We start from the raw sequence: 23,442 nt of genomic DNA, 5'->3' as shown, positions 1-23,442 counted from the left end.
CCGTGACCCTTGCCGTCCCCCTGGAGACGCCGGCCGCCTCGGGCCCCGAGGAGGGGCCCGAGCGGTCGGACCTCTGGTCCTACCTGGCTCGGAAGGTCGGCGCCGCGGCGGTCAGCTTCTTCATGCTGCTCGTCATCGGCTTCGTGATCTTCAACCTGATGCCGGCCGACCCCGTCTCCGCGCTCACCCGGGGCCGTCCGACCTCGGACGCCCAGATGGAGACGCTGCGCCACCAGCTGGGCCTCGACCAACCGCTGTGGGAGCGGTTCCTGCACTTCGTCGGGAACACCCTCACCGGCGACCTGGGCTACTCCTACGAGTACCACCAGAGCGTCGCGTCGCTGATCGCCGACCGGCTGTGGCCGACGCTGCTGCTGATGGGCACGTCGACGTTGATCTCGATCTGGCTGGGCCTCTGGCTCGGGATCCGGGCCGGATGGCGGCCGGGCAGCGCCCTCGACCGGTCCGCGAGCGCCGTCTCGCTGGCGCTGTGGTCGGTCCCGACCTTCTGGCTGGGGCTGATCCTGCTCGTGCTCTTCGGCAGCGGGTCGGTCGGCGGGATCCCGGCACTCTTCCCGGCCGGCGGGATGCAGAGTGCCGAGTCGGGCTCGGGCCTAGCCCACGTCACCGACGTGGCCTGGCACCTGGTCCTGCCCTGCCTCACCCTGGTGGCGGTGATCTTCGCCCAGTACGTCACCATCATGCGGACCTCGATCATCGACGAGCGTGGCAACCCCTACCTGCTCACCGCCCGCGCCAAGGGCCTGCGTGACGAGGTGGTGCGCCGGCGCCACGCGGTGCCCAACGCGCTGCTGCCCTCGGTGACCGTGATCTTCCTGCAGATCGGCACCATGATCGGCGGCGCCATCACGGTCGAGGTCGTCTACTCCTGGCCAGGCCTGGGCTACCTCACCTTCACCGCCCTGCGGATCCCCGACCTCCAGCTGCTCCAGGGGACCTTCATCGTGTTCAGCGCCGCGGTGATCGTCTCCAACCTGGTCGCCGATCTGCTCTACCGAGCCCTCGACCCGCGAGTGAGGCGGCAGTGACCGCGAACCCACACAGCCCCGGCCCCGGAGGTCGTGCAGCCGAGCCGGCCGAGCCTGACGAGCAGCACGAGAAGCCCCCGTCGCGCCTGGCGCCGGCACTGCGCTTCACGCGGCAGATCCTGCGGATGCCGACCGGGCTGGTCGGCGTCGTGGTGATGGTCGGCTTCATCCTGATGGCGCTCCTCGCGCCGCTGTTCATCCATCCGAGCGACCTCTCGGTGACCGAGGCGAACGGGCCCCTCCTCGGGCCGCCGCAGGCGGGCTACCCGCTCGGCACCGACCCGGCCGGCCGGTCGGTGCTCGACCTGGTCATCTGGGGGTCCAGGACCTCGATCGCGATCGGCCTGATGGCCACCGCCCTGACGATGGTGCTGGGCGCCGGCATCGGCCTGGTCGCCGGGCACTACGGAGGGCGTGTCGGACGGGGCCTGATGCACGTCACCGACTGGTTCATCGCACTGCCCAGCCTGCCGCTGGCCATCGCGCTGGCGGCGGTGCTCGGCCAGGGCACCGCATCGATCACCATCGCGATCGGTGTCACCTCCTGGACCGGCACCGCCCGGCTCGTGCGAGCCCAGACCCTGGCGGTGGAGGCCCGCCCGTTCATCGAACGGGCCCGGGCCCTCGGCGCCACCGACGCCCAGCTGATGACCCGACAGGTACTGCCCAACGTGATGCCCCTGATCCTCGTCTCGAGCACCCTCACCGTGGCCAGCGCGATCCTCGCCGAGGCGACGCTGACCTTCCTCGGGCTCGGCGACCCCACCGCCGTCTCGTGGGGGTCGTTGATCAACAACGCGTTCATGCAAGGAGCCGTGACGGCCGGCGCCTGGTGGTACCTCCTCCCGCCCGGCCTCGCCATCCTGGTCATCGTGCTCGGCTTCACGCTGGTCGGTCGCGCGGTGGAGCACCTCCTCAACGCCCGGGTGCAGGCCCGATGAGAGCCGCGACGCACGACGGCCCCCTGCTCGAGGTCCGCGACCTGTCGGTGACCTACCACTCCGGCAAGGACGAGGTGCACGCCGTGCGCGGGGTCGACCTCACGCTGGCCCCCGGCGAGACGTTGGGGATGGCGGGCGAGTCCGGTTCCGGCAAGACGACGGTGGCGCTGAGCCTGCTCAGGCTGCTCCCCGCGGGCGCGGACGTCACCGGCGAGATCCGCTTCCAGGGCGAGGACCTGCTCACCGCGACGTGGGGCCGGATGCGCACGGTCCGGTGGGCCGAGGCGTCGGTGGTCTTCCAGGGCGCGATGAGCGCACTCAACCCGGTGCAGACGGTCGGCGACCAGATCTGCGAGCCGATCCTGCTGCACGAGAGGGTCGGCGAGAAGGAGGCCCGGGCCCGCGCCCGCGCGCTGCTCGACGACGTCGGGGTCCCGGCCAGGCGCGTGAACAGCTACCCGCACGAGCTCTCCGGCGGGCAACGGCAGCGAGTCATGATGGCGATGGCCCTGGCCTGCCGTCCCGACCTGGTCATCGCCGACGAGCCGACCACCGCGCTCGACGTGATCGTCCAGGCCCAGATCCTGACGCTGCTCACCGACCTGGTGCACGAGCACGGCATCTCGCTGATCATGATCAGCCACGACCTCTCGGTGCTCGCGCAGACCTGCAGCCGGCTCGGGGTCATGTACGCCGGACGCCTCGTGGAGACCGGCCCGACCCGTGAGGTCATCGGATCGCCCCTGCATCCCTACACCCGGGCGCTGGCCGGCGCCTTCCCGACACTGGGCGACCCCGCCTCCCGGCGCGCGCCGGGCGGCCTGCCCGGCGACCCGCCAGACCTGCGGCAGAGCATCGACGGCTGCCCGTTCGCGCCGCGGTGTCCTCTGGTCGAGGACCGGTGCCGGAGCGGTGAGATCCCGCTCGTCGAGGTCGGGAACCGGCACGCGGCCTGCGTCCGGGTGTCCGACGACCGGGTGGGAGCCACGCATGGCTGAGGAACACGCAGGGCCCGCCGAGCCGGTCCTGGAGGCACGTGACCTGTCGGTCACCTTCCCTCCTCGGCGAGGCGGACGCACGGCCCGGGCGGTCGACGGGGTCAACCTCAGCCTCGGCCGGGGCGAGGTCCTCGCGCTCGTCGGTGAGTCCGGCTGCGGCAAGTCGACCCTCGCCCGCGCCCTGGTCGGACTGGTCGAGCCCACCGGCGGCGAGGTCCGCTACCACGGCCGCCCGCTGGACCGGGGCCGCTCCGGCATGCGCAGCTTCCGCCGCCACGTCCAGCTCGTGCTCCAGGACCCGGGCGGCGCGTTGAACCCCCGGCAGAACGTGCACGACGCGGTGGCCGAGGGGCTGCGGCTGCACGGCGAGCGGTCCGGCGTGACCCGTCGGGTGGCCCGGGCGCTGACCGAGGCGGGGATGCGCCCGCCGCAGCACTTCTTCGAGCGGTACCCCCATGAGCTGTCCGGCGGGCAGCAGCAGCGCGTGGTCATCGCCGGGGCGCTGGCCCTCGGCCCGGAGGTCCTGGTCGCCGACGAGCCGGTCTCCTCGCTCGACGCGTCCGTGCGCGGCGAGATCCTCAAGCTGTTCCTGCAGCTGCGCGACGAGCTCGGGCTGGCGGCGCTGGTGGCCAGCCACGACCTCGGCCTGGCCTGGAACATCGCGGACCGGGTGGCGGTCATGTACCTCGGTCGGATCGTCGAGGTGGGCTCCGTCGAGCAGGTGCTGCTGCATCCGCGGCATCCCTACACGCGTTCGCTGGTGGCCGCTGCACCGTCGGTCGCCGACGACCGGTCGGTGCAGGCCCTGGGCGGCGAACCGCCCGACCCCACGTCCATCCCCGTCGGCTGCCGGTTCCACCCCCGGTGCCCGCTCCGGGCGACGCTGCCCGAACAGGCAGCCGCTCGCTGCCTCGAGGACGTTCCCGTCCTCGACGGCGACGCCGACCGGCACCAGGCCGCGTGCCTGCACACCACCGAGGGCATCGCACTGCCCGCCGACCTCGCCACGGAGGCCCGATGACCGACCACGCACCGCTGCGCACCGAGCTCCGCCGCCCGCCCCGGCTTCGCCGCGGTGACCGGGTCGCGTTGCTGACCCCCTCGAGCCCGGCCACGCTCGACCACTTCGACGAGGGCGTCGACGTGCTCCGCTTCTGCGGGCTGGAGCCCGTCGAGTTCCCGTCGGCGAGGGCACGAGGGACCGTGCACCCGTTCCTCGCCGGCACCGACACCGAGCGCGCCGAGTCGCTGCGGGCGGCGCTGCTCGACGACTCGATCGCCGGGGTCCTCACGGTGTGCGGCGGCTACGGTTCGCAGCGGATGCTCGAGGTGCTCGACTGGACCGGCCTCGACGCCGTCTCCCCGAAGGTCGTCGTGGGCTACTCCGACGTCACCGGGCTCCTCGAGTCGCTGGCCAGCCGGCTGGGCTGGACGTCGGTGATGGGGCCGATGGTGTCGGGCGGGGAGTTCCGGGAGTCCTACACGTTCATGTCGCTGTGGTCGTGCCTCGCCTCGCCGGAGTGCTTCGGACCCCTGGAGTTCAGCGAGGCCAGGACGCTGGTCAGCGGATCCGCCGAGGGCATCACCGCCGGCGGGAACCTCTCGCTCATCACCGGGTCGATCGGCACCTCCACGACCTGGACACCGCCCGGCGGGATCGTGCTGGTCGAGGACGAGATGGAGGACCCGCCCCGGACCGACATCATGCTGACCCACCTGCGCCGCTCCGGCTACTTCGACCGGGCCGCCGCGGTGGTCGCCGGCACCTTCACCAACTCCGGCGACGAGGAAGGCATCCAGGCCGTCATCGAGGACCGGCTCGGCGACCTCGGCGTCCCGGTCATCACGGGCGCCAACCTCGGCCACGGAGGCCACGTGCAGACCTGGCCGATCGGCATTCGTGCGCGCCTCGACGCCGACGCGCGCACCGTGACCTTCCTCGAGCCGCCGCTCGTCTAGGTCGCCGGCACGCCTCCCCGATCAGCGGGCGTCGGGGTCGACGGTGATCCCCATGGTCCGCGAGTAGAGCTCGGCCTCGGCGCGCAGCGAGTCGGCGACGCTGCGCTCCTTGCGGAACCCGTGCCCCTCGCCCTCGAAGGTGAGGTACCGGTGCCACACGCCGTTGGCGGAGACCACCTCGACGACGCGCTCGGCCTGCACCGGGGGGCAGATCGTGTCGTCACGACCCTGGAGCAGCACGAGCGGGCTGGTGATGCCGGCGGCGTTCGCCAGCGGTGACACCCGCTCGTAGCGGACGCGGTCGCGTGGGAGCTCTCCGACCAGGCTCTCGATGTAGCGCGACTCGAAGTCGTGGGTCGACCCACGCGACCAGTTGGCCGGATCGCTGATCGGGTAGTAGACCGCGCCTGCGCAGAACGTGTCCGTGGTGGCGAGCGCGGCGAGCGCCGTCCAGCCGCCGGCGGAGCCGCCCCGGATGGCCGTGCGCGCCGGGTCGGCGAGCCCGAGCCGGGCGAGCTCGGCGGCCACCGCGACGCTGTCCTCGACGTCGACGATGCCCCAGCTGTGCCGGAGCCGGTTGCGGTACTCGCGCCCGTAGCCCGTGGAGCCGCCGTAGTCGACGCTGGCGACGGCGAAGCCGCGGCTGGTGAAGAAGGCGTGCTCCAGGTCGGGTCGGGCCGTCGTCGAGCTGGTGGGCCCCCCGTGCACGTGCACCAGCAGCGGCGGCCGGGACGAGGGGCTCGCGTCGTGGTGCGGATGGGTCGGGGGGAAGTAGACGTAGTGCACGTCGCGACCACCGACGCCGACGGCGGTACGCCGCTCGCCCACCGGCACGTAGGGCGCCAGGGTCGTCAGCGACCGCTGCTCGGTCAGGGCCTGCCCGGCGGCTCCCGGTGCCACCGGCACCCGGACGACCGCGCTGGGCCGGGTCGCGGACGCCGCGACGACGGCGACGACCGGCTCGGGGTCCTCGGGCGCCGACGCCTTCAGGTCCCCGTTGAAGTCGGTCCAGCCGGGCGCCAGGTCGCGGACCTCACCGGTCTTAGGGGACCACAGCCGGAGCCGCTGGTCGCCGTTCTCGGACTCCACCAGCGCGACGCCGGCGGAGGTGACCGCGAACCAGGTCGGCCCGACCCGCCAGATCGCGCTGGCGCAGTCTCGCGGAACGGGCAGTACGCACGTGACCTCGTGCGGATCGAGGGTGATCCGGTGCAGGTTCCACCAGCCCTCGGGATCGGCCATCGCGTAGAGGGCGTCCGAGCCGTCCCACTCGACCTGGGCGACCGAGACGTCGGAGCCCCCGAGCACGGGGCGGGCCGAGGTCGCGACGCCGTCCACGACGTCGGCGACCATCAGCTCGGTGCCGTCCCACGGCATCGCCGGATGGTCCCAGCCGATCCAGGCGAGTCGACGGCCGTCGGGGCTGGGCCGGGCACCGGAGAGGAAGTGGTGGGAGGTGGCCACCACGCGGACCCGGTCCGGCTCGTCAGCACCGCTCCCGTCGAGGGGCACCGCGACGATGGCGCGTGCCGTGCGCGGCGCCGGGTCGGCGTCCTCCGGCCCGTGTGGAGGTCGCTGGCGCTCACGGACGCACCACACCTCCTCGGCGCCGGCCGCGGAGCGCCCGGGCACCGGGTCGGCGTAGCTGGTGACCCAGCCGTCGACGTCCGGCGGCGTCAACGGCACCGGCACCGGGTCCCCGACGGTGCCGATGCGGTAGAGCCGCTGGTCCGAGGAGCGGGTGACGACGACGGCGCCGTCGAGGACGACGTAGGGGCGACCGCCGTACCCGAGCGACCTGTTGCCGACCCCGAACTCGGGCCCGAGCACGCGCTCGGGCTCGCCGTCGCCGGCGCACCGGTGGAGACCGACGGTCGAGGTGGCCGGGTCGGAGGCGCACCACCAGGTCTGGTCACCGTGCACGCTGGGCCAGGTGATCCCACCGGAGGCCGCGGCCGCGAGGTCGGCGCTGATGGGCGATGGCCACTCGCCGTGCAGGCTGCTTGACGTCGACACGGGCAGACGTTAGACCTGCCTCAGCGACCACGACAAGCCGCCTCGCCAGCCTCGATCGGAGACAGGTGTCCACCAATCTCTACACGGACGTCGTGGAGCTGTGCTCTGAGCTGATCAGGTTCGACACCTCGAACTTCGGCGCCGGGGAGTCCCGCGGCGAACGCGACGCTGCGGAGTACGTCGCCGAGAAGCTGGCCGAGGTCGGCCACGACCCCACGGTGCTGGAGTCGGCTCCCGGCCGCGCGAGCACCGTGGTCCGGATCGCCGGCGAGGACCCCTCCGCGCCCGCGCTGCTCGTGCACGGCCACCTCGACGTCGTCCCGGCGGCCCGCGCCGACTGGAGCTTCGACCCCTTCTCCGGTGAGGTCCGCGACGGCGCCGTGTGGGGTCGGGGCGCGCTGGACATGAAGGACATGGACGCGATGATGCTCGCGGTCGCGCGCGCCTTCTCCCGCGAGGGCACCCGGCCGCCCCGCGACGTCGTGATGGCCTTCGTGGCCGACGAGGAGGACACCGGCGAGCTCGGTGCCGGCTTCCTGGTGCGGGAGCACCCCGACCTGTTCGAGGGGGTGACCACCGCGATCGGGGAGTCCGGCGGGTACACCGTCCACCTCCCCGACGGCAGCCGGCTCTACCCGGTTGCCACGGGCGAGCGAGGCAGTGCGTGGATGACCCTCACCGCGCGCGGTCGGGCGGGGCACGGGTCGAGACCTCACGACGCCAACGCGGTCGCGAGCCTCGCGGCCGCGGTCCACCGGCTGGCCGAGCACCGCTGGCCGGTGCAGCCGGGGCCCACGGTCGATGCGCTGGTCGACGGGCTCTGCGCACACCTCGACGTCAAGGTCGACCTGGAGGATCCGGCGAGCCTCGACCAGCTGGGCGAGGCGGCGTCCCTGGTGGCGCCGATCATCCGGAACACGATCAGCCCGACCATGCTGGCGGCCGGCTACAAGCACAACGTGATCCCCAGCGAGGCGACCGCCGGGATCGACGGGCGCATCCTGCCCGGCCAGACCGACTTCTTCTTCGAGGTGGTCGACGAGCTGATCGGGCCGGACGTGACCCGGGAGTTCGCCAGCTTCGCGGAGCCCGTGTCGGTGAGCCACGAGACACCGGCGTTCGCCGCGATGGCCGCCGCCCTCCGCGCCCACGACCCGGACGCCCTGGTGCTGCCCTTCAGCATGGCCGGCGGCACCGACGCCAAGCTGTTCAGCCGGCTCGGCATCGACTGCTACGGCTTCGCGCCGGGGACCACGCCACCCGGGTTCGACGCGGGCGCCTACGTACACGGCGTGGACGAGCGGGTCCTGATCGACTCACTGAAGTTCGGCGTGCGGGTGCTGCAGGACTTCCTGCTGGCCCCGGTGCAGGCCGGATCCGACCGGACGGGAGCCTAGGGCTGTGAAGGTGCTGATCTCGGCGGACATGGAGGGCGTCACCGGCGTGACCTTCCCCGACGACTGCGAACCGGGGCACCCACGCTGGGAGTACTGCCGCCGCTTCCTCACCGGGGACGTCAACGCCGCGGTCGCCGGGTTCGCGGCGGCCGGCGCGGAGGAGATCCTCGTCAACGAGGCCCACGCCGACCAGCGCAACCTCCTGCTCGACGAGCTGGACCCGCGCGCGACGCTGCTGATCGGGACGCACAAGCCGCTCGGCATGATGGAGGGCATCGACCGGTCGCCCGACGTGGTGGCGTTCATCGGCTACCACACCGGCGCCGGCGAGCGCGGCGTGCTGGCGCACACCTACCTGCCGAACACGATCACCTCCGTGCGGATCAACGGCTCACCGGCCTCCGAGGGTCGGATGAACGCGCTGCTGGCCGCCGAGTACGACGTGCCCGTGGCGCTGGTGACCGGCGACGACCTGACCTGCGTCGATGCGTCGGGCTACTCGCCGACAGCGGTCGGGGTCGCGGTCAAGACCTGCGTCGACCGCTACTCCGCCATCTGCCTGACGCCGAGCGCCAGCGCCGCAGCCATCGAGGAGGGCGCCCGGGCCGCCCTGTCGCGGCCGCACACCCCGGCGGTGGGCGATGCGCCCTACACCTACGAGCTGACCTTCGACGCCTCGCACCTGGCCCCGCTCGCGACCTACATCCCCGGTGTCGAGCAGGTCGGTGACGTCAGCGTTCGTTTCACCCTGCCCACGATGTTCGAGGCGATCAGGTGCTTCCGGGCCATCACCCGGCTGGTCACCAGCGGGATCGAGCCGACCTACGGCTGAGGACGGTCAGTAGGACTTGGGCAGCCCGAGCGAGTGCATCGCCACGAAGTTGAGGATCATCTCCCTGCTGACCGGGGCGATCCGGCCGGCCCGGGTGGCGACCAGCAGGCCGGCCATGCCGTACTCCTGGGTGATGCCGTTGCCGCCGTGGGTCTGCACGGCCCGGTCGGCCGCTTCGCAGGCGGCCTCGGCGGCGGCGTACTTCGCCATGTTGGCGGCCTCACCCGCACCCATGTCGTCGCCGGCGTCGTAGAGGGCCGCGGCCTTCTGGGTCATCAGCCGGGCCAGCTCGATCTCGATGTGCGACTGGGCCAGCGGGTGCGCGATGGCCTGGTGGGAGCCGATCGCGTCCTTGAAGACCGTGCGCTCCTTGGCGTACGCCGCGGCCCGGCCCAGCGCGAAGCGGGCCAGCCCGGTGGAGAACGACGCCGCCATGATCCGCTCCGGGTTGAGCCCGGCGAAGAGCTGCACCAGGCCGCCGTCCTCGTCGCCGACGAGCGCGTCGGCGGGCAGCCGCACGTCGTCGATGAACACCTGGAACTGCAGCTCGGGGCTGACGATCTCCATCGGGATCGGCTTCGCCTCGAAGCCCTCGGCGTCGGTCGGCACGACGAACAGGCAGGGCTTGAGCTTGCCGGTCCGCTCCCCCGTCGGTGACAGAGCCTCGGTGCGCGCGACCACCAGCACGTTGTCGGCCTCGTCGACCCCGGAGATGTAGATCTTCCGGCCGTTCAGCACCCACCCGTCGCCGTCCTTGCGGGCGGTCGTGGTGATGTTGTGGGAGTTTGTGCCGGCGTCCGGCTCGGTGATCGCGAACGCCATGGTGCCGGTGCCGTCGCAGATGCCGGGCAGCCAGCGCTGCTTCTGCTCGTCGGTGCCGTAGCGGGAGATGATCGTCCCGCAGATCGCTGGGGACACGACCATCAGCAGCAGCGGGCAGCCCTGCGCGGCGAGCTCCTCGCAGACGGCCGCGATGTCGCCGATGTCGCCACCACCGCCGCCGTACTCCTCGGGGATGTTGATGCCGAGGTAGCCGTTCTTGCCGATCTCCAGCCACAGGTCGGTGGTCTTCTCCCCGGCGCGGGCCTTCTCGGTGAACCACTCACGGCCGTACTTCCCGGCCAGCCTGGCCACCTGCTTGCGGAGCTCCTGGCGCTCCTCGGACTCGGTGAACGCGCTGCTCATGCTTCCTCCACTACTGCCAGGACCTCCCCGGCGGCGACCTGCGCACCGGGCTCGACGTCGATCTCGGTGACCACGCCGGCGTGCGGCGCGCTCACGGTGTGCTGCATCTTCATGGCCTCGAGCACCAGCACGGGCTGGCCGACCTCGACCCGGGCGCCGGCCTCGACCTCGACCCGGACCACGGTGCCCGGCATCGGCGCGAGCAGGCTCCCGCTCGCCACCGCGTCCGCCGGGTCGGTGAAGCGCGGGGGCGCCAGCAGGCTGACCGACCCCATCGGGCCGTCGACGTGCACCGGCCGTGCGCCGGCGAGGTCCCGAGGACCGATGGTCACGGCCAGGCGGGTGCTGACGCCGCCGACCTCGAGGCTGACCTCGCGCGCGGACGCGGCGAGGACACGGACGTCGCTGCTCACCGGCCGGTAGCCGTCGCGGTCGGCGTACCACTCGACGGTGTGCTCGGTGCCCGAACCCGTCGGGACCGTGAGCAGCGTGCGCTGGGGCTGGGAGACCACGTTGCGCCAGGCCACGGGCGCGCCCTGCTGCACCGTGCGCCGGGCCCTTGCGTCCTCGGCGAGGGCCACGGCCGCGGCGAGCAGCAGGTGCGGGTCGGGCTCGAGCTCGCCGGCCGGGACGACCCCGGGCCGGCGCTCGAAGAAGTCGGTGCTGACCTGCCCCTCGAGGAAGGCCTCGTCGCGCAGCGTGGCGACCAGCAGGTCCCGGTTGGTGGTGATGCCGTGCAACCGGGCCCGCGTCAGGGAGCTCGCCAGTGCCCGGGCCGCCTCCCGGCGGGTCGGCGCCCAGGCGATCACCTTGGCGAGCATCGCGTCGTAGTGCGTCGACACCTCGCCGCCGGACTCGAACCCGGCATCCAGCCTGATGCCGGCCCGGTCCAGCCGGTCGAACTCCGCCGCGACGCCGGGGACCTCGAACGCGGTCAGCGTGCCGCTCTGGGGCTGCCAGTCGTGCGCCGGGTCCTCGGCGTAGAGGCGGACCTCGATCGCGTGGCCGCGCGGACCGGCCACCTCGAGGCCGGCGAGGCTCGCGCCCTCGGCCACCGCGAGCTGCATCGCGACCAGGTCGAGGGCGCCCCCGTCGACCGACACCGTGGCCTCGGTGACCGGGTGCTCGACCTGCAGCCGGGTGTTCATCTCCAGGAAGAAGAACCGCTCCCGCTGGGGGTCGTAGAGGAACTCCACGGTGCCGGCGCCGACGTACCCGATCGTCTCCGCGGCGGCGCGGGCGGCGTCGTGCATGGCCCGCACGACCTCGGCCGCGATGTCGGGGGCCGGCGCCTCCTCCACGACCTTCTGGTGGCGGCGTTGGATCGAGCAGTCGCGCTCACCGAGCACGAGGACCGTGCCGCGGGTGTCACCCACGACCTGCACCTCGACGTGGCGGCCCTGCTCGACGTACGGCTCGACGAAGACCGTGCCGTCGCCGAACGCCGACTCCGCCTCGGCGGACGCCTTCTCGATCTCGCCGGGCAGGTCCTCGAGACGCCGTACGACGCGCATGCCGCGCCCGCCGCCGCCGGCCGACGCCTTGACCAGCAACGGCAGGTCGGCCTCGGTGGCGCTGTCGACGGTCAGGTTGTCCAGGACCGGGACGCCCGCGGCCTCCATCAGCTTCTTGGACTCGACCTTCGAGCCCATCTGCTCGATCGACTCCGGCGCCGGCCCGATCCAGGTGCGACCGCTGTCGAGGACGGCGCGGGCGAAGGCGGCGTTCTCCGAGAGGAAGCCGTAGCCCGGGTGGATCGCGTCGGCGCCCGTGCGGCGGGCGGCCTCCAGGACGAGGTCGGCGCGCAGGTAGGTCTCGCCCGGGGTGCTCCCGGGCAGCCGGACCGCGGCGTCGGCCTCGCGGACGAACGGCATGCCCGCATCGGCGTCGGAGTGGACCGCCACGGTCTCGATGCCGAGCCGGCGACAGGTCGCGAACACCCGGCGGGCGATCTCGCCCCGGTTGGCGACCAGGACTCTCCTGATCATCGGCTCGTTCATGGACGGAACACCCCGAATCGGTCGGTGCCGGCGTAGGCCTTGTTCTCGATCACGGACAGGCAGATGCCCAGGACGGTGCGGGTGTCGCGCGGGTCGATGACCCCGTCGTCGTAGAGCATCCCGGACAGGAAGAACGGCAGGCTCTGCTCCTCCACGGACGCCTCGACGAACTCGCGCATCCCCCTGTCGGCCTCCTCGTCGTACTCCTTGCCCCGCGACTCCGCGGCCGCGCGCGCGACGATCGAGAGGACGCCGGCGAGCTGCGCCGGCCCCATCACCGCGGACTTGGCGCTGGGCCAGGTGAACAGGAAGCGCGGGTCGTAGGCGCGGCCGTTCATGCCGTAGTTCCCGGCGCCGTAGGAGGCGCCCATGATGATCGAGATGTGCGGGACGGTGCTGTTGGAGACCGCGTTGATCATCATCGCGCCGTGCTTGATGATGCCGCCCTGCTCGTACTCCTTGCCGACCATGTAGCCGGTGGTGTTGTGCAGGAACAGCAGCGGCACGTCGACCTGGTTGGCCAGCTGGATGAACTGCGTGGCCTTCTGCGCCTCCTCGGAGAAGAGCACGCCCTGGGCGTTGGCGAGGATGCCGACCTGGCGGCCGTGGATCCTCGCCCACCCGGTGACCAGGCTGGGCCCGTAGAGGGGCTTGAACTCGTCGAAGACCTGCCCGTTGGACGCACTGGCACCGTCCGCGATCCGGGCGATCACCTCGCGCGGGTCGAACGGCTCCTTGAGGTCGGTCGGGATCAGGTCGAGCAGCCCGTCGGGGTCCGCCTCCGGCTCGGCATACGCCGGGTCGGCGTTCGTTGACGCCGTGACCTCGCCGAGTCGGCGCCGATCGACGTCCTGGGGTGTCGACGAACGCCGACTCGGCGTCGCCTTGCGCCAGTTGAGCCGGGACACGATCCGCCGCCCGATCCGGATCGCGTCGCGCTCGTCCTCGGCGAGGTAGTCGGCCAGCCCGCTGGTCCGCGCGTGCATCTCGGCGCCGCCCAGCGACTCGTCGTCGGACTCCTCACCGGTGGCCATCTTGACCAGCGGCGGGCCTCCGAGGAAGACCTTGGCCTGCTCACGGACCATCACGGTGTAGTCGCTCATGCCCGGCACGTAGGCCCCGCCGGCCGTGGAGTTGCCGAACACCAGCGCCACGGTGGGCAGCTTGGCCGCGCTCGACCTCGTGATGTCGCGGAACAGCTTGCCGCCGGGGATGAAGATCTCCTTCTGCGTCGGCAGGTCCGCACCACCGGACTCGACGAGCGCAACGGTCGGGAGGCCGTTCTCCTCGGCGATCTGGGAGGCGCGGAAGATCTTCTTGACCGTCCACGGGTTGCTCGCACCGCCCTTCACCGACGGGTCGTTGGCGGTGATCATGCACTCGACGCCCTCGATCACCCCGATGCCGGTGACGACGCTCGCGCCCACGGTGAAGTCCGAGCCCCAGCCGGCCAGGGGACTCAGCTCGAGGAAGGCGCTGCCCTCGTCGATGAGCAGCTCGATCCGCTCGCGGGGCATCAGCTTGCCGCGCGCGTGGTGGCGCTCGACGTACTTCTCGCCGCCGCCGGCCACCGCCTTCGCGTGCTCCGCGTCGAGCTCGGCGATCTTCTCGAGCATCGCGGTCCGGTTGTCGCTCATGCGTACCCCAGCAGCTTCGCGGCCAGATCCGTCAGCACCTCGGTCGCTCCTCCTCCGATCGGCAGGATCCGGGCGTCGCGGTAGTGCCGCTCCACCTCGGTCCCGTGCATGTACCCCGTCCCGCCGTGCAGCTGGACGGCCTCGTGACAGACGTACGTCGCGGTGTCGCACGCCGTCTGCTTGGCCAGGCAGGCCTCGGCGACCACGCTGTCCCCCTGCCCCTGGACGTGCAGAGCGTGGCGGCGGGCCACCTCGCGGGTGTAGGTGCGCGCGACCTCGACCTGCCGGTGCATCTCGACGAGCTTGTGCCGCACGACCTGGTTGGCGACCAGCGGCCTGCCGAAGGTCTCCCGCTCCCGGCAGTACGCCGCGGTCAGCGCGAGCGAGCGCGCGGCGATGCCGTAGGCGTGCACCGCCAGCGCGATCCGCTCCACCACGAACTGCTCGGCGATGTAGTAGAAGCCCGCGTTCTCCTCGCCGACCAGGTTGGCGGCCGGGACGCGCACGTCGGTGAAGGACAGCTCGGCGGTGTCGGAGCAGTGCCAGCCCATCTTGGCCAGCGCGCGGTCGACGGTGAAGCCGGGCGTGCCCTTCTCGACCACCAGCAGGCTGATGCCGGCGTGGCCTCCCCGGGCATCGGCCGGGTCTCCGGTGCGGACCGCCGTGGTCACGAAGTCCGCACGCACCCCGCTGGTGATGAACGTCTTGGCGCCGTTGACGACGTAGACGTCGCCGTCGGCCCCACCTCGTTCGAGCCGCGCCGTGGTGCGGATGCCGGCCACGTCGGACCCGCCCCCGGGCTCGGTGATCGCCAGCGACCCGATCTTCTCCCCGGCGAGGGTCGGCCGGACGAACCGGTCGACGAGCTCGGGCGAGCCGTTGGCCGCGAGGTGCGGCAGCGCGATCCCGGCGGTGAACAGGCCTGCCATCAGCCCGCTCGACGCGCCGGCCTCGAACATCGCCTCCTGGACGGCCACCGAGTCGAGCAGGTCGCCCCCCTCGCCGCCGACAGCCTCCGGGAACGAGACGCCGAGCAGCCCCTGCTTCGCCGCGGCGAGGTGCAGCTCGCGCGGGATCGTCCCGGCGTCCTCCCACTCCTGGAGGTGCGGGACGACCTCGCGGCGCACGAACTCGGCCGCGGTCGCCCGGAGGGCCTCGCGCTCGGCGGTCACAGCAGCGCCTCCTGGATGTGCACGCTCCGCGAGCGCACCCACTCGCCGAGACCCTTGGCCTGCGGGTCGAAACGCGTGGAGGCCGCGACGCCGCGGCCGAGGAGGCCGCGGATCAGCACGTTCACGGCGCCGAGGTTGGGCAGCACGTAGACCTCGACCTCCAGGTCGGCCGCCTCGGGGACGAGCTCGCGGACCTTCTTGGGCGTGATCAGCTTGGTGAGCCAGGTGACCCGGGCGTCGTACTTCTCCGAGCCGTCGTGGACGACCCACAGGCCGAGGTTGGCGTCGCCGCCCTTGTCGCCGGAGCGGGCGTGCACGAACGAGCCCAGCGGCGCCCGGCGGTTGAGCGCGTCGGCGGGAGCGGGGTACGGCGACGGGCGGCGACCGGCATCCGCGGGCACCTGGCCGAACGTGTCGGGGTCGGGGACCACCTCGCGCCGGCCGTCGGCGTGCACGACCGTGTGGGTGACGCGGTCGCGGTCGACGTACTCCGCGCGGTAGACGCCGTACGGCGTGGGCGCCGCGGGAGGAGCGGTCATCGTGAACCCGGGGTACGACGCCAGCGCGAGCTCGACCACGGGGCCGGTGAAGGCCTTGGCGCAGGGCTCGGGCGAGGGGTCCATCACCGTGCACCGCAGCAGGCAGGAGGCGCCCTCCTCGGTGTCGGCGTCGGGCGGCGGTGTGGCGGTTCGCGTCCACGAGACCGTCGCGGCGGTGAGGCTCGGGGTGAGCTGTCGGCGCACCCACGCGGCCTTCTCCTCGACGTCGAGACCGGTGAGCACGAGCTCCACCGAGTTGCGGAAGCCGCCGAGCTCGTTGACGCAGACCTTGAGGCGCTCCGGCGGCGCCGAGCCGCGGACCCCGCTGATCGCCACCCGGTCGCGCCCCTGCTGCTCGAGCCGCACCGAGTCCAGCTCGGTCACCACGTCGGGGTTGAGGTAGTGGCTGGACTGGATCTCGTAGACCAGCTGGGCGGTCACCGTGTCGACCGTGACCGCGCCGCCGGTGCCGTCGTGCTTGGTGATCACGCACGACCCGTCGGCGGCGAGCTCGGCCACCGGGAAGCCCAGCGGCCGGCCGTCCTGCGGCAGGGTGCGGAAGCCGGAGAAGTTGCCACCGGTCGCCTGGGTGCCGCACTCCAGCACGTGGCCGGCGACGACGGCGCCGGCCAGCGCGTCGTACGCCGTGGGCGCCCAGCCGAAGTGCGCCACGGCCGGGCCGACCACCAGCGAGGCGTCGGTGACCCGTCCGGTGACGACCACGTCGGCGCCGTCACGGAGCGCGGTCGCGATGCCGAAGCCGCCGAGGTAGGCGTTCGCGGTCAGCGCCCCCTCCCAGCCGAGCTCCGTGGCGAGAGGCCGCAGGTCGTCGCCCTCCACGTGCGCGACGCCGGCATCCAGGCCGAGGCCCCTGGCGACCTCGCGCAGCCGGTCGGCGAGCCCGGCGGGGTTGAGACCGCCGGCGTTGGCGACGATCCTCACGCCGCGCTCGAGCGCCAGCCCGAGGCAGTCCTCGGCCTGCCGGACGAAGGTGCGCGCGTAGCCCAGGGACGGGTCCTTCATGGTGTCCTTGCCGAGGATCAGCATGGTCAGCTCGGCGAGGTAGTCGCCGGTGAGCACGTCGAGCGGGCCGCCCTCGAGCATCTCGCGCATCGCGGAGAGCCGGTCGCCGTAGAAGCCGGAGCAGTTGCCGATCCGCAGCGTCGCGGTCATCGCGGGGTCCGCCCCTTGCCGGGCGGGCCGGCGAAGGCCTGCGCGATGCCCAGCCAGCGCTTTGCGTCCTCGCCGGTGGCCACGAGGTCGGTGTCGTCGCGGTGCACCCGCTGGGTGACCAGCAGGCAGAAGTCGTACGCCGAGCCGGTCACCGACTGTGCTGCGTCCTCCGGCCCCCAGGCCCACGTCTCCCCCGACGGGGCCTTGAGCTCGATGCGGAACTCCTCGGCGGGTGCGTCGAGGCCGTGGACGGAGTACGCGTAGTCGCGGGTGCGCACCCCGAGGTGGGCGACGTGCCGGACCCGGTCGCTCCGCTCGGGCTCGATGCCGAGCGCGGCGTACACGTCGAGCGCGTGCGCCCACGTCTCCATGAAGCGCGCGGTGGCCATCGACGCGGCGGACATCGGCGGGCCGAACCAGGGCATCTTCTCGCCGGGCGGGAGGTCCCGCAGGGCGGCCGCGAGCGACTCCCGGGCCCTGCCCCAACGGGCCAGCAATGCCTGCGGCGCGAGCCGGGCCACCTCGTGGGCCTGCGCGTCGACGAACCCGGTCGGGTCCTCGATCGCGCAAAGGACCAGGGCGTCCCAGGCCGCCTTGTCGGTCGCGGCCGCGGTGGCGGCCTCGTCGGTCCACAGCAGGTGCGCGACCTGGGTGGCGACGTCCCAGCCGGCGGCCGGGGTCGGGGTGTGCCAGCCCGCGGCGTCCAGCCCGAGGACGGCGTCGCGGAGCCGGTCGCCCTCGGTGCGCAGGTCGTCGAGGAGCTCGTCGAGCAGGGTCATGCGCTCTCCTGGGTGGTCGGCTCGAGCCCGGTGGTGAGGACGACGTCGAGGGTGGCCGCCCACTGGTCGAGGATCCGGCGGCGGCGCCGCGCGTCGTCGGTGATGGTGTTGGCCAGGCCCAGGCCGCGGACCAGGTCGAGGGTGGCCTGCACGAGCTCGCGGACCCCGGGCCGGGACTCGTCGGCGCCGAGCAGGTCGACGGTGAGCCGGTGGGTCTCGCGCCCGATCCGCTGCTCCAGCGGGGCGACCGCGGCCAGCAGCGTCGCGTCGGTGCGCGCGGCCACCCACAGCTCGAGCGCGGCGGTGAAGACCGGCGAGGTGAAGTGGTCGGCGAGCATCTGGAGCACCGCACGCGTCCGACGTGGTCCCGTGGGCAGCGCACGGGAGGCGGCCTCGAGCTCGGCGCCGCGCACCTCGGTGAGGTGCTCGACGGCGGCCACCACGAGGTCGTTCTTGGTCGGGAAGTGGTGCAGCTGCGCCCCCCGGCTGACGCCCGCACGCTCGGAGACGAGGGTGGTGGAGGTGCCGCTGAAGCCGCGCTCGACCAGGCACTCGACCGTCGCCTCGAGCAGCCGCGCCCGCATCGCGCGGGTGCGCTCCTCCTGCGGGACCCGGGTCGCCCCACTGCTCGACGCTGCCTGGCTGGTCACCCGACCAGCATGCTCACCTCGCGAACAAACAGTCAAGACTGACTTTAAATGCTGGATAGTCCGGCACGTTTCCGACCAGGCCCGGGCCTCGGGCGTCGGAAACGTGCCGGACTATCCGGTTGAAGTCAGTCGAGGCGGGCGACGAGGGGCAGCCGGGAGCGGGTGGACACCCCCACCACGAGGGCGGTGAGCAGCGGCAGGACGACCACGAGGGCGCCGATCAGCAGCCAGGGGACGTCCAGGAAGTGGTCGGGCAGCGCCGTGCCGTCCGCCGCCGTGCTCACCCACTGGTTGCCGGTCAGGGGGTAGGTGATCGCCACGCCCGGGATGAACCCGACCGCCGTCCCCAGCGCGGCGCCGACCAGGCCGACCACGAGGGCGTACGCCGCCGCCACACCCCGGCGGGTGCGCGGCGAGGCGCCCACGGCCGCGAGGGTGGCCAGGTCCGGACGCGCGTCGGAGAGGGCGAGGAACGTCGCCGTGAGCGTGCCGCCGAGCATGAGGACCGCACCGAGGGCCCCGAGCACGAGCAGGAGGATCACGGTCTCGTCGGGCGTCTGGTAGCCGCGCTCGACGTAGAACCCGGCGTCGCCGGAGATGCCGGCGACCGCCTCCTCGACGTCCGCCTGCTGCTGCTCGGAGATCTCCGCGCCGCCGACCATCAGCCCGACGGTCCTGGGCGCCACGAGGGGCGACCCGAACGCCTCGGGCACGGACGAGGGGACCACCGCCTGCAGCGTGCCCCGCCCCTCGGCCACCGGCACGAACACCGCCGGCGCGTCGACCCTGCCCAGGCGCTCGGCCCGGCCGCCGTCCAGGGGGTAGGTCGACCCGACCAGGGTGACCTCGTCTCCCGTCACCTCCCGCGAGGTGAACACGACGGTCTTCCCGGACCGCAGCGCCGTGTCGGCGCGGGTCAGGTCCGCCCCGTCGACGCCCGGCACCGGGATGGGCAGCCCGTCGTCGCTCACCAGGACCGACGAGCCGAGCGTGCCGCCCCACGTGTCGAGCAGGTCGGCGTCGCGGCCCGCGCGCAGGCTGATGTCGATCTGCCGACCCCCGGGCGTGCTCGACGGGATGCCGCGCACCTCGGTGATGTCGGCGTCGGGCACGTACCGCTCGACCGCCGCGCGCAGCGCCGGCCACCCCGCCTGGTCGCCCCACTGCGTGAGCGAGGCGTGGCCCGGCTCGAGCTGGGGGGTGTACTGCGCCCGGTTCTGGGCGTCGTCACTGGTGTTGGCGATGCCGAGCGCGACCACGCCGGCCACCGTGGCGGCCACGGCGGCGACCGCCGGGACCGTGCGGGTGCGGTGCCGGGCGGCGTCGCGGACGGCGTACCGGACCGTCAGCGGGAGGCGCCTCGAGAGCCTCGCCACGGCGACCACCACCATCGGGACGAGCAGGATCATGCCGAGCACGGCGAGGATCGCGGAGCCGGCGATGAGGAACTCCCCGCTCTGGGTCGACCTCGCGCCGAACGCCGCACCCGCGACACCCAGCCCGAGCAGCACCGCGCCCAGCACCGGCGACCGCCGGCTGGCCGCCCGGTCGCCCCGCCGGCCGGCGAGCACCGCCACCACGTCCTGCCGCGACGCGATCCACGCCGGGACCACCGCGGCCAGCAGGGCGCTGACCAGGCCGAACGCCGCGATCCCGAGCAGGTGCAGCCACGGGACGTCGAACGGGCCGAACCACATGTTGGAGTAGCGCTGCACCACGGGCATGACCAGCCACGCGGCGCCGATCCCGAGCACGACGCCGAGCACGGCCGCGACTCCCCCGAGCACGACCCCGCCGGCCAGCACGACCCGTCGGGCCTGCGGTGGTGTGCCTCCTGCGGCCGCCATCAGGGCGAGCGACCGGGACTGCCGACGCGCTCCGACCGCGAAGGCCGGCCCGGCGAGCAGCACGACCTCGATCAGCGCCATCACCACGACGAGGACCGTCACCGCGATCACGGCCTCGTCGGGCCCGCCCGACCAGCTGCGGATCTCCGCCGGGATCTCGGAGTCCGGGGGCGGGTCGAGCAGGACGGCACGGGAGAGCACCAGCCCGCCGACGGCGTTGATCTGCTTCACCTGCTCCCACGACACGTCGGCGCCGCCGACCAGCCAGGTCCGGAAGCCCGGGGCGGGCGCAGCCAGGTCGCGGGTGGCACCGACGAGCACGGGATAGTCGCGGTACGTCGCGGACTCACCGATGCCGACGACCGTGAACGAGCCGCCTCCCTGCAGCTCCAGCCGGTCCCCGAGGGCGAAGCCGTGGTCGGCCAGCGCCGTGTTGACCACCACCTCGTCGGTCCCGCGCGGGACCCGGCCGCTGCTCACGTCGAACAGCCCGCGGGCCAGCGGGTCAGCGAGGTCGACCCCGGTGACGTCCGCGTAGACGGCCCCCCGGTCCGTGTCCACGGTCACGCCCCCGGCCAGCAGCGGGATCGCCCGCACGTCGGGCCCGAGGACCGAGCGCAGCCGCGCCAGACCGGACCCGGTGAGGTCCTCGCTCCGCCCCCCGGCACCGGTGGACGCCTCGTCGGGGTCGAACGCCTGCAGGACCGAGCTGGTCCCGCGCTCGAAGCTCACCCGGGCGTCGGCGGCGCCGAGCCGCCGGTCGAGGGACTCGGCCCCGGAGACGTCGGAGGTCTTCATCACCACGTCGGCGGCGGTCACCGCGAGCACCGGCAGCGCGATCATCACCAGCACCAGGATGCTGCGGCCCTTCGAGCGCAGCGCGTCGCGGCGGGCCAGGCGCAGCGCGAGCCGCCAGCCCGCCAGCCCGCGCCACAGGCGGCCGCTCACCGGACGCCCGCGTCGAGCAGTGCCTCGACGGGCGCCGACCCCGACTCGTCGACCACGACCCCGTCGCGCAGGAAGACCACCCGGTCGGCCCACGCGGCGTGCCGCGCCTCGTGGGTGACCAGCACCCCGGCGGCGCCGGCGTCGCAGCGGGCCCGGAGGACCCGCAGGATGTCCTCGCCGGTCTCGGTGTCCAGCGCACCGGTCGGCTCGTCGGCCAGGATCAGCCGGCGCTCGCCGACGATCGCGCGGGCGATCGCCACCCGCTGCTGCTGGCCGCCCGACATCTCGTCGGGGAACCGGTCCGCGAGGTCCGCGATGCCGACCTCCTCGAGGGCGGCGAGCGCGGACCGGCGGGCGGCCCGCGTGCGCTCGCCGTCGAGCTCGCGCGGCAGCGCGACGTTCTCCGCGGCGGTCAGCGCCGGGATCAGGTTGAAGTCCTGGAACACGTAGCCGATGGACGTCCGCCGCATCCGCGCCCGGCCCTGGTTGCCCAGGGATGCGAGGTCGACGCCCTCGACGTCGACCCGGCCGGACGTCGGCTGGTCCAGCCCGCCGGACAGGGTGAGCAGGGTGGACTTGCCGGAGCCGGAGGGGCCCATGACGGCGACGAGCTCGCCGGCGTACGCCGCGAACGAGACGCCGCGCAGCGCGCGCACCTCGGTCGCGCCCTCGCCGTGGACCCGGGTCACGTCGTCGATCTGCAGCACGGCGGTCATCGGGCGACCTCCTTCGTCTCCTGCGGACGGCGCGGGCCGCGCTCCATCCCGGCCTGGCGCAGCCGGGCCGCACACTGGTCGAGCCAACGGGTCTCGGCCCGGACGATCCGGGCAGCCTGTTCCTGGTGGATGGCCGCGCTCATCGCCGGGTCTCCTGGCGGACCTGCTCGACCGACGAGGACGAGGGCCCGTCCGAGGGAGACGGACGATCGGCGGCGGCCCGGCGCAGCCGCGCCTCGCAGTGGTCCAGCCAGCGGATCTCGGCCTCGGCGGCGAACACCAGCGAGTCGAGCACCAGGCTCCACGCCATGTCGGCCCGGTCCTCAGGGGTGGCGGCGCGCCCGCCGCGCTTGAGCCGGGTGTAGTCCTGCAGCGCCGCCATGGTGGCCGAGCGCTGCTGCTGGATCACGCGACCGACGTCGACGCCGGGCACCGTGACCGCGATGGCGAGCTTGATCGCCAGCTCGTCGCGGGGCGGCTGGGTGCGGGCCACCGGCGTCGTGAACCACGTCTCGACCTCGGTGCGACCCTCCGGGGTGACGCGGTAGATGACGTGGCCCTCGTCGTCGGCCCCCGTGCCTTCGACGAGCCCGTCACGCTCCAGCCGGGTCAGGGTCGTGTAGACCTGCCCGACGTTGAGCGGCCAGGTCGCACCTGTCCGCTGCTCGAACTCGGCCCGCAGCTGGTAGCCGTACATCGGCCCCTGCTCCAACAGTGCCAACAGTGCCTGCCTGACCGACATCCGCGCCTCCCCGGAGGGTCGTCCACCGGCCCCCGTGCCGATGGATACCGGGTATGTATACCACGTATGCAGTTGCCCGGACCAGAACAACATGCCGCGACACGTTTGGCGCACCGACCCGAGGGCATCACCCGTGCGGCAACACATCACTACGCTGACGGCACCTTTGATGCCGCCCTGAAGGGGGAGCAATGTCCGACTCCGGGAACTACCCGCCGCAGGACCCCAACACCCAGAACCAGTACGGGCAGCAGCCCGACCCGTACGCCCAGCAGCAGTACGGCCAGCAGCAGTACGGCCAGCAGCCGTCCGGGCAGGCCAACCCCTACGGCCAGCAGCCGGCGTACGGCCAGCAGCCCGGGTACGGACAGCCCGGCTACGGCATGGCCACGCCCGACTACGCGAACTGGTTCAAGCGCGTCGGCGCCTACCTGATCGACGGGCTGCTCACCAGCGTCGCGGGCTTCCCGCTCTGGATCGGCTACGGCATCCTCATCGCCTCCGCCGAGACGACCACCAACCCCGACGGCACCACCACGACCTCCATGGAGGGTGGCGGCGCCTCGCTGATCCTGATCCTGATCGGTGTGCTGACCTCGCTGGCGTTCTTCGTCTGGAACACCTGCATGAAGCAGGGCCGCACCGGCTACTCGATCGGCAAGGGCGTCCTGGGGATCAAGCTGATCGCCGAGAAGACCGGCCAGCCGATCGGTGCGGGCATGGCCTTCGTCCGCTACCTGTGCCACATCGTCGACAGCATCTGCTACCTCGGCTACCTGTGGCCGCTGTGGGACTCCAAGCGCCAGACCTTCTCGGACAAGATCATGAGCACCATCGTGGTCAACGAGCCCCAACCCTGACG

General features: G+C 73.0%; 20 protein-coding genes. 8 read left to right on the top strand and 12 right to left on the bottom strand.

Annotated features, from left to right (window positions below; all coding sequences use genetic code 11):
• Positions 1 to 2: 2 nt before the first annotated feature.
• From ACFO9I_RS16410 to ACFO9I_RS16390, 5 genes are read left to right on the top strand one after another with little or no spacing between them, the layout of a single operon-like run.
• Positions 3 to 1,049 (top strand): ABC transporter permease, encoded by a 1,047-nt coding sequence (locus ACFO9I_RS16410; protein ID WP_379182724.1) that lies wholly within the window; start codon positions 3 to 5, stop codon positions 1,047 to 1,049.
• Complete coding sequence (locus ACFO9I_RS16405) at positions 1,046 to 1,990, top strand: ABC transporter permease (protein WP_379182722.1); 945 nt, start codon at positions 1,046 to 1,048, stop codon at positions 1,988 to 1,990. Before ACFO9I_RS16410 ends, ACFO9I_RS16405 begins: the two co-directional genes overlap by 4 nt.
• A complete protein-coding gene (locus ACFO9I_RS16400) occupies positions 1,987 to 2,988 on the top strand; it encodes an ABC transporter ATP-binding protein (protein ID WP_379182720.1) in 1,002 nt (333 codons plus the stop codon). Before ACFO9I_RS16405 ends, ACFO9I_RS16400 begins: the two co-directional genes overlap by 4 nt.
• Complete coding sequence (locus ACFO9I_RS16395) at positions 2,981 to 4,009, top strand: ABC transporter ATP-binding protein (protein ID WP_379182718.1); 1,029 nt, start codon at positions 2,981 to 2,983, stop codon at positions 4,007 to 4,009. The genes ACFO9I_RS16400 and ACFO9I_RS16395 overlap by 8 nt, the downstream gene beginning before the upstream one ends.
• Positions 4,006 to 4,947 (top strand): S66 peptidase family protein, encoded by a 942-nt coding sequence (locus ACFO9I_RS16390; protein ID WP_379182716.1) that lies wholly within the window; start codon positions 4,006 to 4,008, stop codon positions 4,945 to 4,947. Before ACFO9I_RS16395 ends, ACFO9I_RS16390 begins: the two co-directional genes overlap by 4 nt.
• 21 nt (positions 4,948 to 4,968) lie before the next feature.
• On the opposite strand, the gene ACFO9I_RS16385 is transcribed toward ACFO9I_RS16390, so the two are convergent.
• Positions 4,969 to 6,963, bottom strand: a complete 1,995-nt coding sequence (locus tag ACFO9I_RS16385; protein WP_379182714.1) for an alpha/beta hydrolase family protein — start codon at positions 6,961 to 6,963, stop codon at positions 4,969 to 4,971.
• A 65-nt stretch (positions 6,964 to 7,028) separates the two neighbouring features.
• Between ACFO9I_RS16385 and ACFO9I_RS16380 the strand changes: the two genes are divergently transcribed.
• Both ACFO9I_RS16380 and ACFO9I_RS16375 read left to right on the top strand, forming a co-directional pair.
• Complete coding sequence (locus tag ACFO9I_RS16380) at positions 7,029 to 8,360, top strand: M20/M25/M40 family metallo-hydrolase (protein WP_379182712.1); 1,332 nt, start codon at positions 7,029 to 7,031, stop codon at positions 8,358 to 8,360.
• A 4-nt stretch (positions 8,361 to 8,364) separates the two neighbouring features.
• Positions 8,365 to 9,192, top strand: coding sequence for a M55 family metallopeptidase (locus tag ACFO9I_RS16375; protein ID WP_379182710.1), 828 nt, complete (start codon positions 8,365 to 8,367; stop codon positions 9,190 to 9,192).
• Positions 9,193 to 9,198: 6 nt separating this feature from the next.
• Here ACFO9I_RS16375 and ACFO9I_RS16370 read toward each other — a convergent pair whose 3' ends face one another.
• From ACFO9I_RS16370 to ACFO9I_RS16320, 11 genes are all read right to left on the bottom strand, one after another.
• Entirely contained in the window at positions 9,199 to 10,377 is a 1,179-nt protein-coding gene (locus ACFO9I_RS16370) for an acyl-CoA dehydrogenase family protein (protein WP_379182708.1), read from the bottom strand.
• Positions 10,374 to 12,377: a biotin carboxylase N-terminal domain-containing protein gene (locus ACFO9I_RS16365; protein ID WP_379182706.1), complete on the bottom strand. Its 2,004-nt coding sequence runs from the start codon at positions 12,375 to 12,377 to the stop codon at positions 10,374 to 10,376. The genes ACFO9I_RS16370 and ACFO9I_RS16365 overlap by 4 nt, the downstream gene beginning before the upstream one ends.
• Positions 12,374 to 14,014: an acyl-CoA carboxylase subunit beta gene (locus tag ACFO9I_RS16360; RefSeq protein WP_379182704.1), complete on the bottom strand. Its 1,641-nt coding sequence runs from the start codon at positions 14,012 to 14,014 to the stop codon at positions 12,374 to 12,376. The genes ACFO9I_RS16365 and ACFO9I_RS16360 overlap by 4 nt, the downstream gene beginning before the upstream one ends.
• On the bottom strand, positions 14,011 to 15,186 hold the full coding sequence (locus ACFO9I_RS16355; RefSeq protein ID WP_379182702.1) for an acyl-CoA dehydrogenase family protein: 1,176 nt from the start codon (positions 15,184 to 15,186) through the stop codon (positions 14,011 to 14,013). The genes ACFO9I_RS16360 and ACFO9I_RS16355 overlap by 4 nt, the downstream gene beginning before the upstream one ends.
• Complete coding sequence (locus ACFO9I_RS16350; protein ID WP_379182700.1) at positions 15,183 to 16,898, bottom strand: acyclic terpene utilization AtuA family protein; 1,716 nt, start codon at positions 16,896 to 16,898, stop codon at positions 15,183 to 15,185. Before ACFO9I_RS16350 ends, ACFO9I_RS16355 begins: the two co-directional genes overlap by 4 nt.
• A complete protein-coding gene (locus ACFO9I_RS16345) occupies positions 16,895 to 17,677 on the bottom strand; it encodes a TIGR03084 family metal-binding protein (protein WP_379182698.1) in 783 nt (260 codons plus the stop codon). Before ACFO9I_RS16345 ends, ACFO9I_RS16350 begins: the two co-directional genes overlap by 4 nt.
• The gene (locus ACFO9I_RS16340; RefSeq protein WP_379182696.1) at positions 17,674 to 18,327 is read right to left on the bottom strand and encodes a TetR/AcrR family transcriptional regulator; all 654 of its coding nucleotides are present in this window, start codon (positions 18,325 to 18,327) and stop codon (positions 17,674 to 17,676) included. Before ACFO9I_RS16340 ends, ACFO9I_RS16345 begins: the two co-directional genes overlap by 4 nt.
• 125 nt (positions 18,328 to 18,452) lie before the next feature.
• Positions 18,453 to 21,122: an FtsX-like permease family protein gene (locus tag ACFO9I_RS16335; protein WP_379182694.1), complete on the bottom strand. Its 2,670-nt coding sequence runs from the start codon at positions 21,120 to 21,122 to the stop codon at positions 18,453 to 18,455.
• Positions 21,119 to 21,838 (bottom strand): ABC transporter ATP-binding protein, encoded by a 720-nt coding sequence (locus ACFO9I_RS16330; protein ID WP_379182692.1) that lies wholly within the window; start codon positions 21,836 to 21,838, stop codon positions 21,119 to 21,121. The genes ACFO9I_RS16335 and ACFO9I_RS16330 overlap by 4 nt, the downstream gene beginning before the upstream one ends.
• Complete coding sequence (locus ACFO9I_RS16325) at positions 21,835 to 21,981, bottom strand: hypothetical protein (RefSeq protein WP_379182690.1); 147 nt, start codon at positions 21,979 to 21,981, stop codon at positions 21,835 to 21,837. The genes ACFO9I_RS16330 and ACFO9I_RS16325 overlap by 4 nt, the downstream gene beginning before the upstream one ends.
• Complete coding sequence (locus tag ACFO9I_RS16320; RefSeq protein WP_379182688.1) at positions 21,978 to 22,580, bottom strand: PadR family transcriptional regulator; 603 nt, start codon at positions 22,578 to 22,580, stop codon at positions 21,978 to 21,980. The genes ACFO9I_RS16325 and ACFO9I_RS16320 overlap by 4 nt, the downstream gene beginning before the upstream one ends.
• Before the next feature lie 191 nt (positions 22,581 to 22,771).
• Here ACFO9I_RS16320 and ACFO9I_RS16315 point away from each other — a divergent pair, with 191 nt between their 5' ends.
• Positions 22,772 to 23,440 carry an RDD family protein gene (locus tag ACFO9I_RS16315; RefSeq protein ID WP_379182686.1) on the top strand — a complete coding sequence of 223 codons (669 nt, stop codon included), beginning with the start codon at positions 22,772 to 22,774 and terminating at the stop codon, positions 23,438 to 23,440.
• The last annotated feature ends 2 nt before the right edge of the window (positions 23,441 to 23,442 follow it).

Origin of the sequence: Nocardioides sp. GCM10023255 (assembly GCF_042653125.1) — a bacterium.
Taxonomy (GTDB): domain Bacteria; phylum Actinomycetota; class Actinomycetes; order Propionibacteriales; family Nocardioidaceae; genus Nocardioides.
The sequence above is the reverse complement of the archived record's forward strand: the minus strand, read 5'-3'. Positions and strand labels throughout refer to the sequence as shown.

Coding starts and splice junctions, on each gene's coding strand:
- ACFO9I_RS16360 (WP_379182704.1), bottom strand. CDS start 14,014: ATGAGCGACAACCGGACCGCGATGCTCGAGAAGATCGCCGAGCTCGAC.
- ACFO9I_RS16345 (WP_379182698.1), bottom strand. CDS start 17,677: ATGACCCTGCTCGACGAGCTCCTCGACGACCTGCGCACCGAGGGCGAC.
- ACFO9I_RS16320 (WP_379182688.1), bottom strand. CDS start 22,580: ATGTCGGTCAGGCAGGCACTGTTGGCACTGTTGGAGCAGGGGCCGATG.
- ACFO9I_RS16370 (WP_379182708.1), bottom strand. CDS start 10,377: ATGAGCAGCGCGTTCACCGAGTCCGAGGAGCGCCAGGAGCTCCGCAAG.
- ACFO9I_RS16325 (WP_379182690.1), bottom strand. CDS start 21,981: ATGAGCGCGGCCATCCACCAGGAACAGGCTGCCCGGATCGTCCGGGCC.
- ACFO9I_RS16330 (WP_379182692.1), bottom strand. CDS start 21,838: ATGACCGCCGTGCTGCAGATCGACGACGTGACCCGGGTCCACGGCGAG.
- ACFO9I_RS16365 (WP_379182706.1), bottom strand. CDS start 12,377: ATGAACGAGCCGATGATCAGGAGAGTCCTGGTCGCCAACCGGGGCGAG.
- ACFO9I_RS16400 (WP_379182720.1), top strand. CDS start 1,987: ATGAGAGCCGCGACGCACGACGGCCCCCTGCTCGAGGTCCGCGACCTG.
- ACFO9I_RS16390 (WP_379182716.1), top strand. CDS start 4,006: ATGACCGACCACGCACCGCTGCGCACCGAGCTCCGCCGCCCGCCCCGG.
- ACFO9I_RS16395 (WP_379182718.1), top strand. CDS start 2,981: ATGGCTGAGGAACACGCAGGGCCCGCCGAGCCGGTCCTGGAGGCACGT.
- ACFO9I_RS16315 (WP_379182686.1), top strand. CDS start 22,772: ATGTCCGACTCCGGGAACTACCCGCCGCAGGACCCCAACACCCAGAAC.
- ACFO9I_RS16350 (WP_379182700.1), bottom strand. CDS start 16,898: ATGACCGCGACGCTGCGGATCGGCAACTGCTCCGGCTTCTACGGCGAC.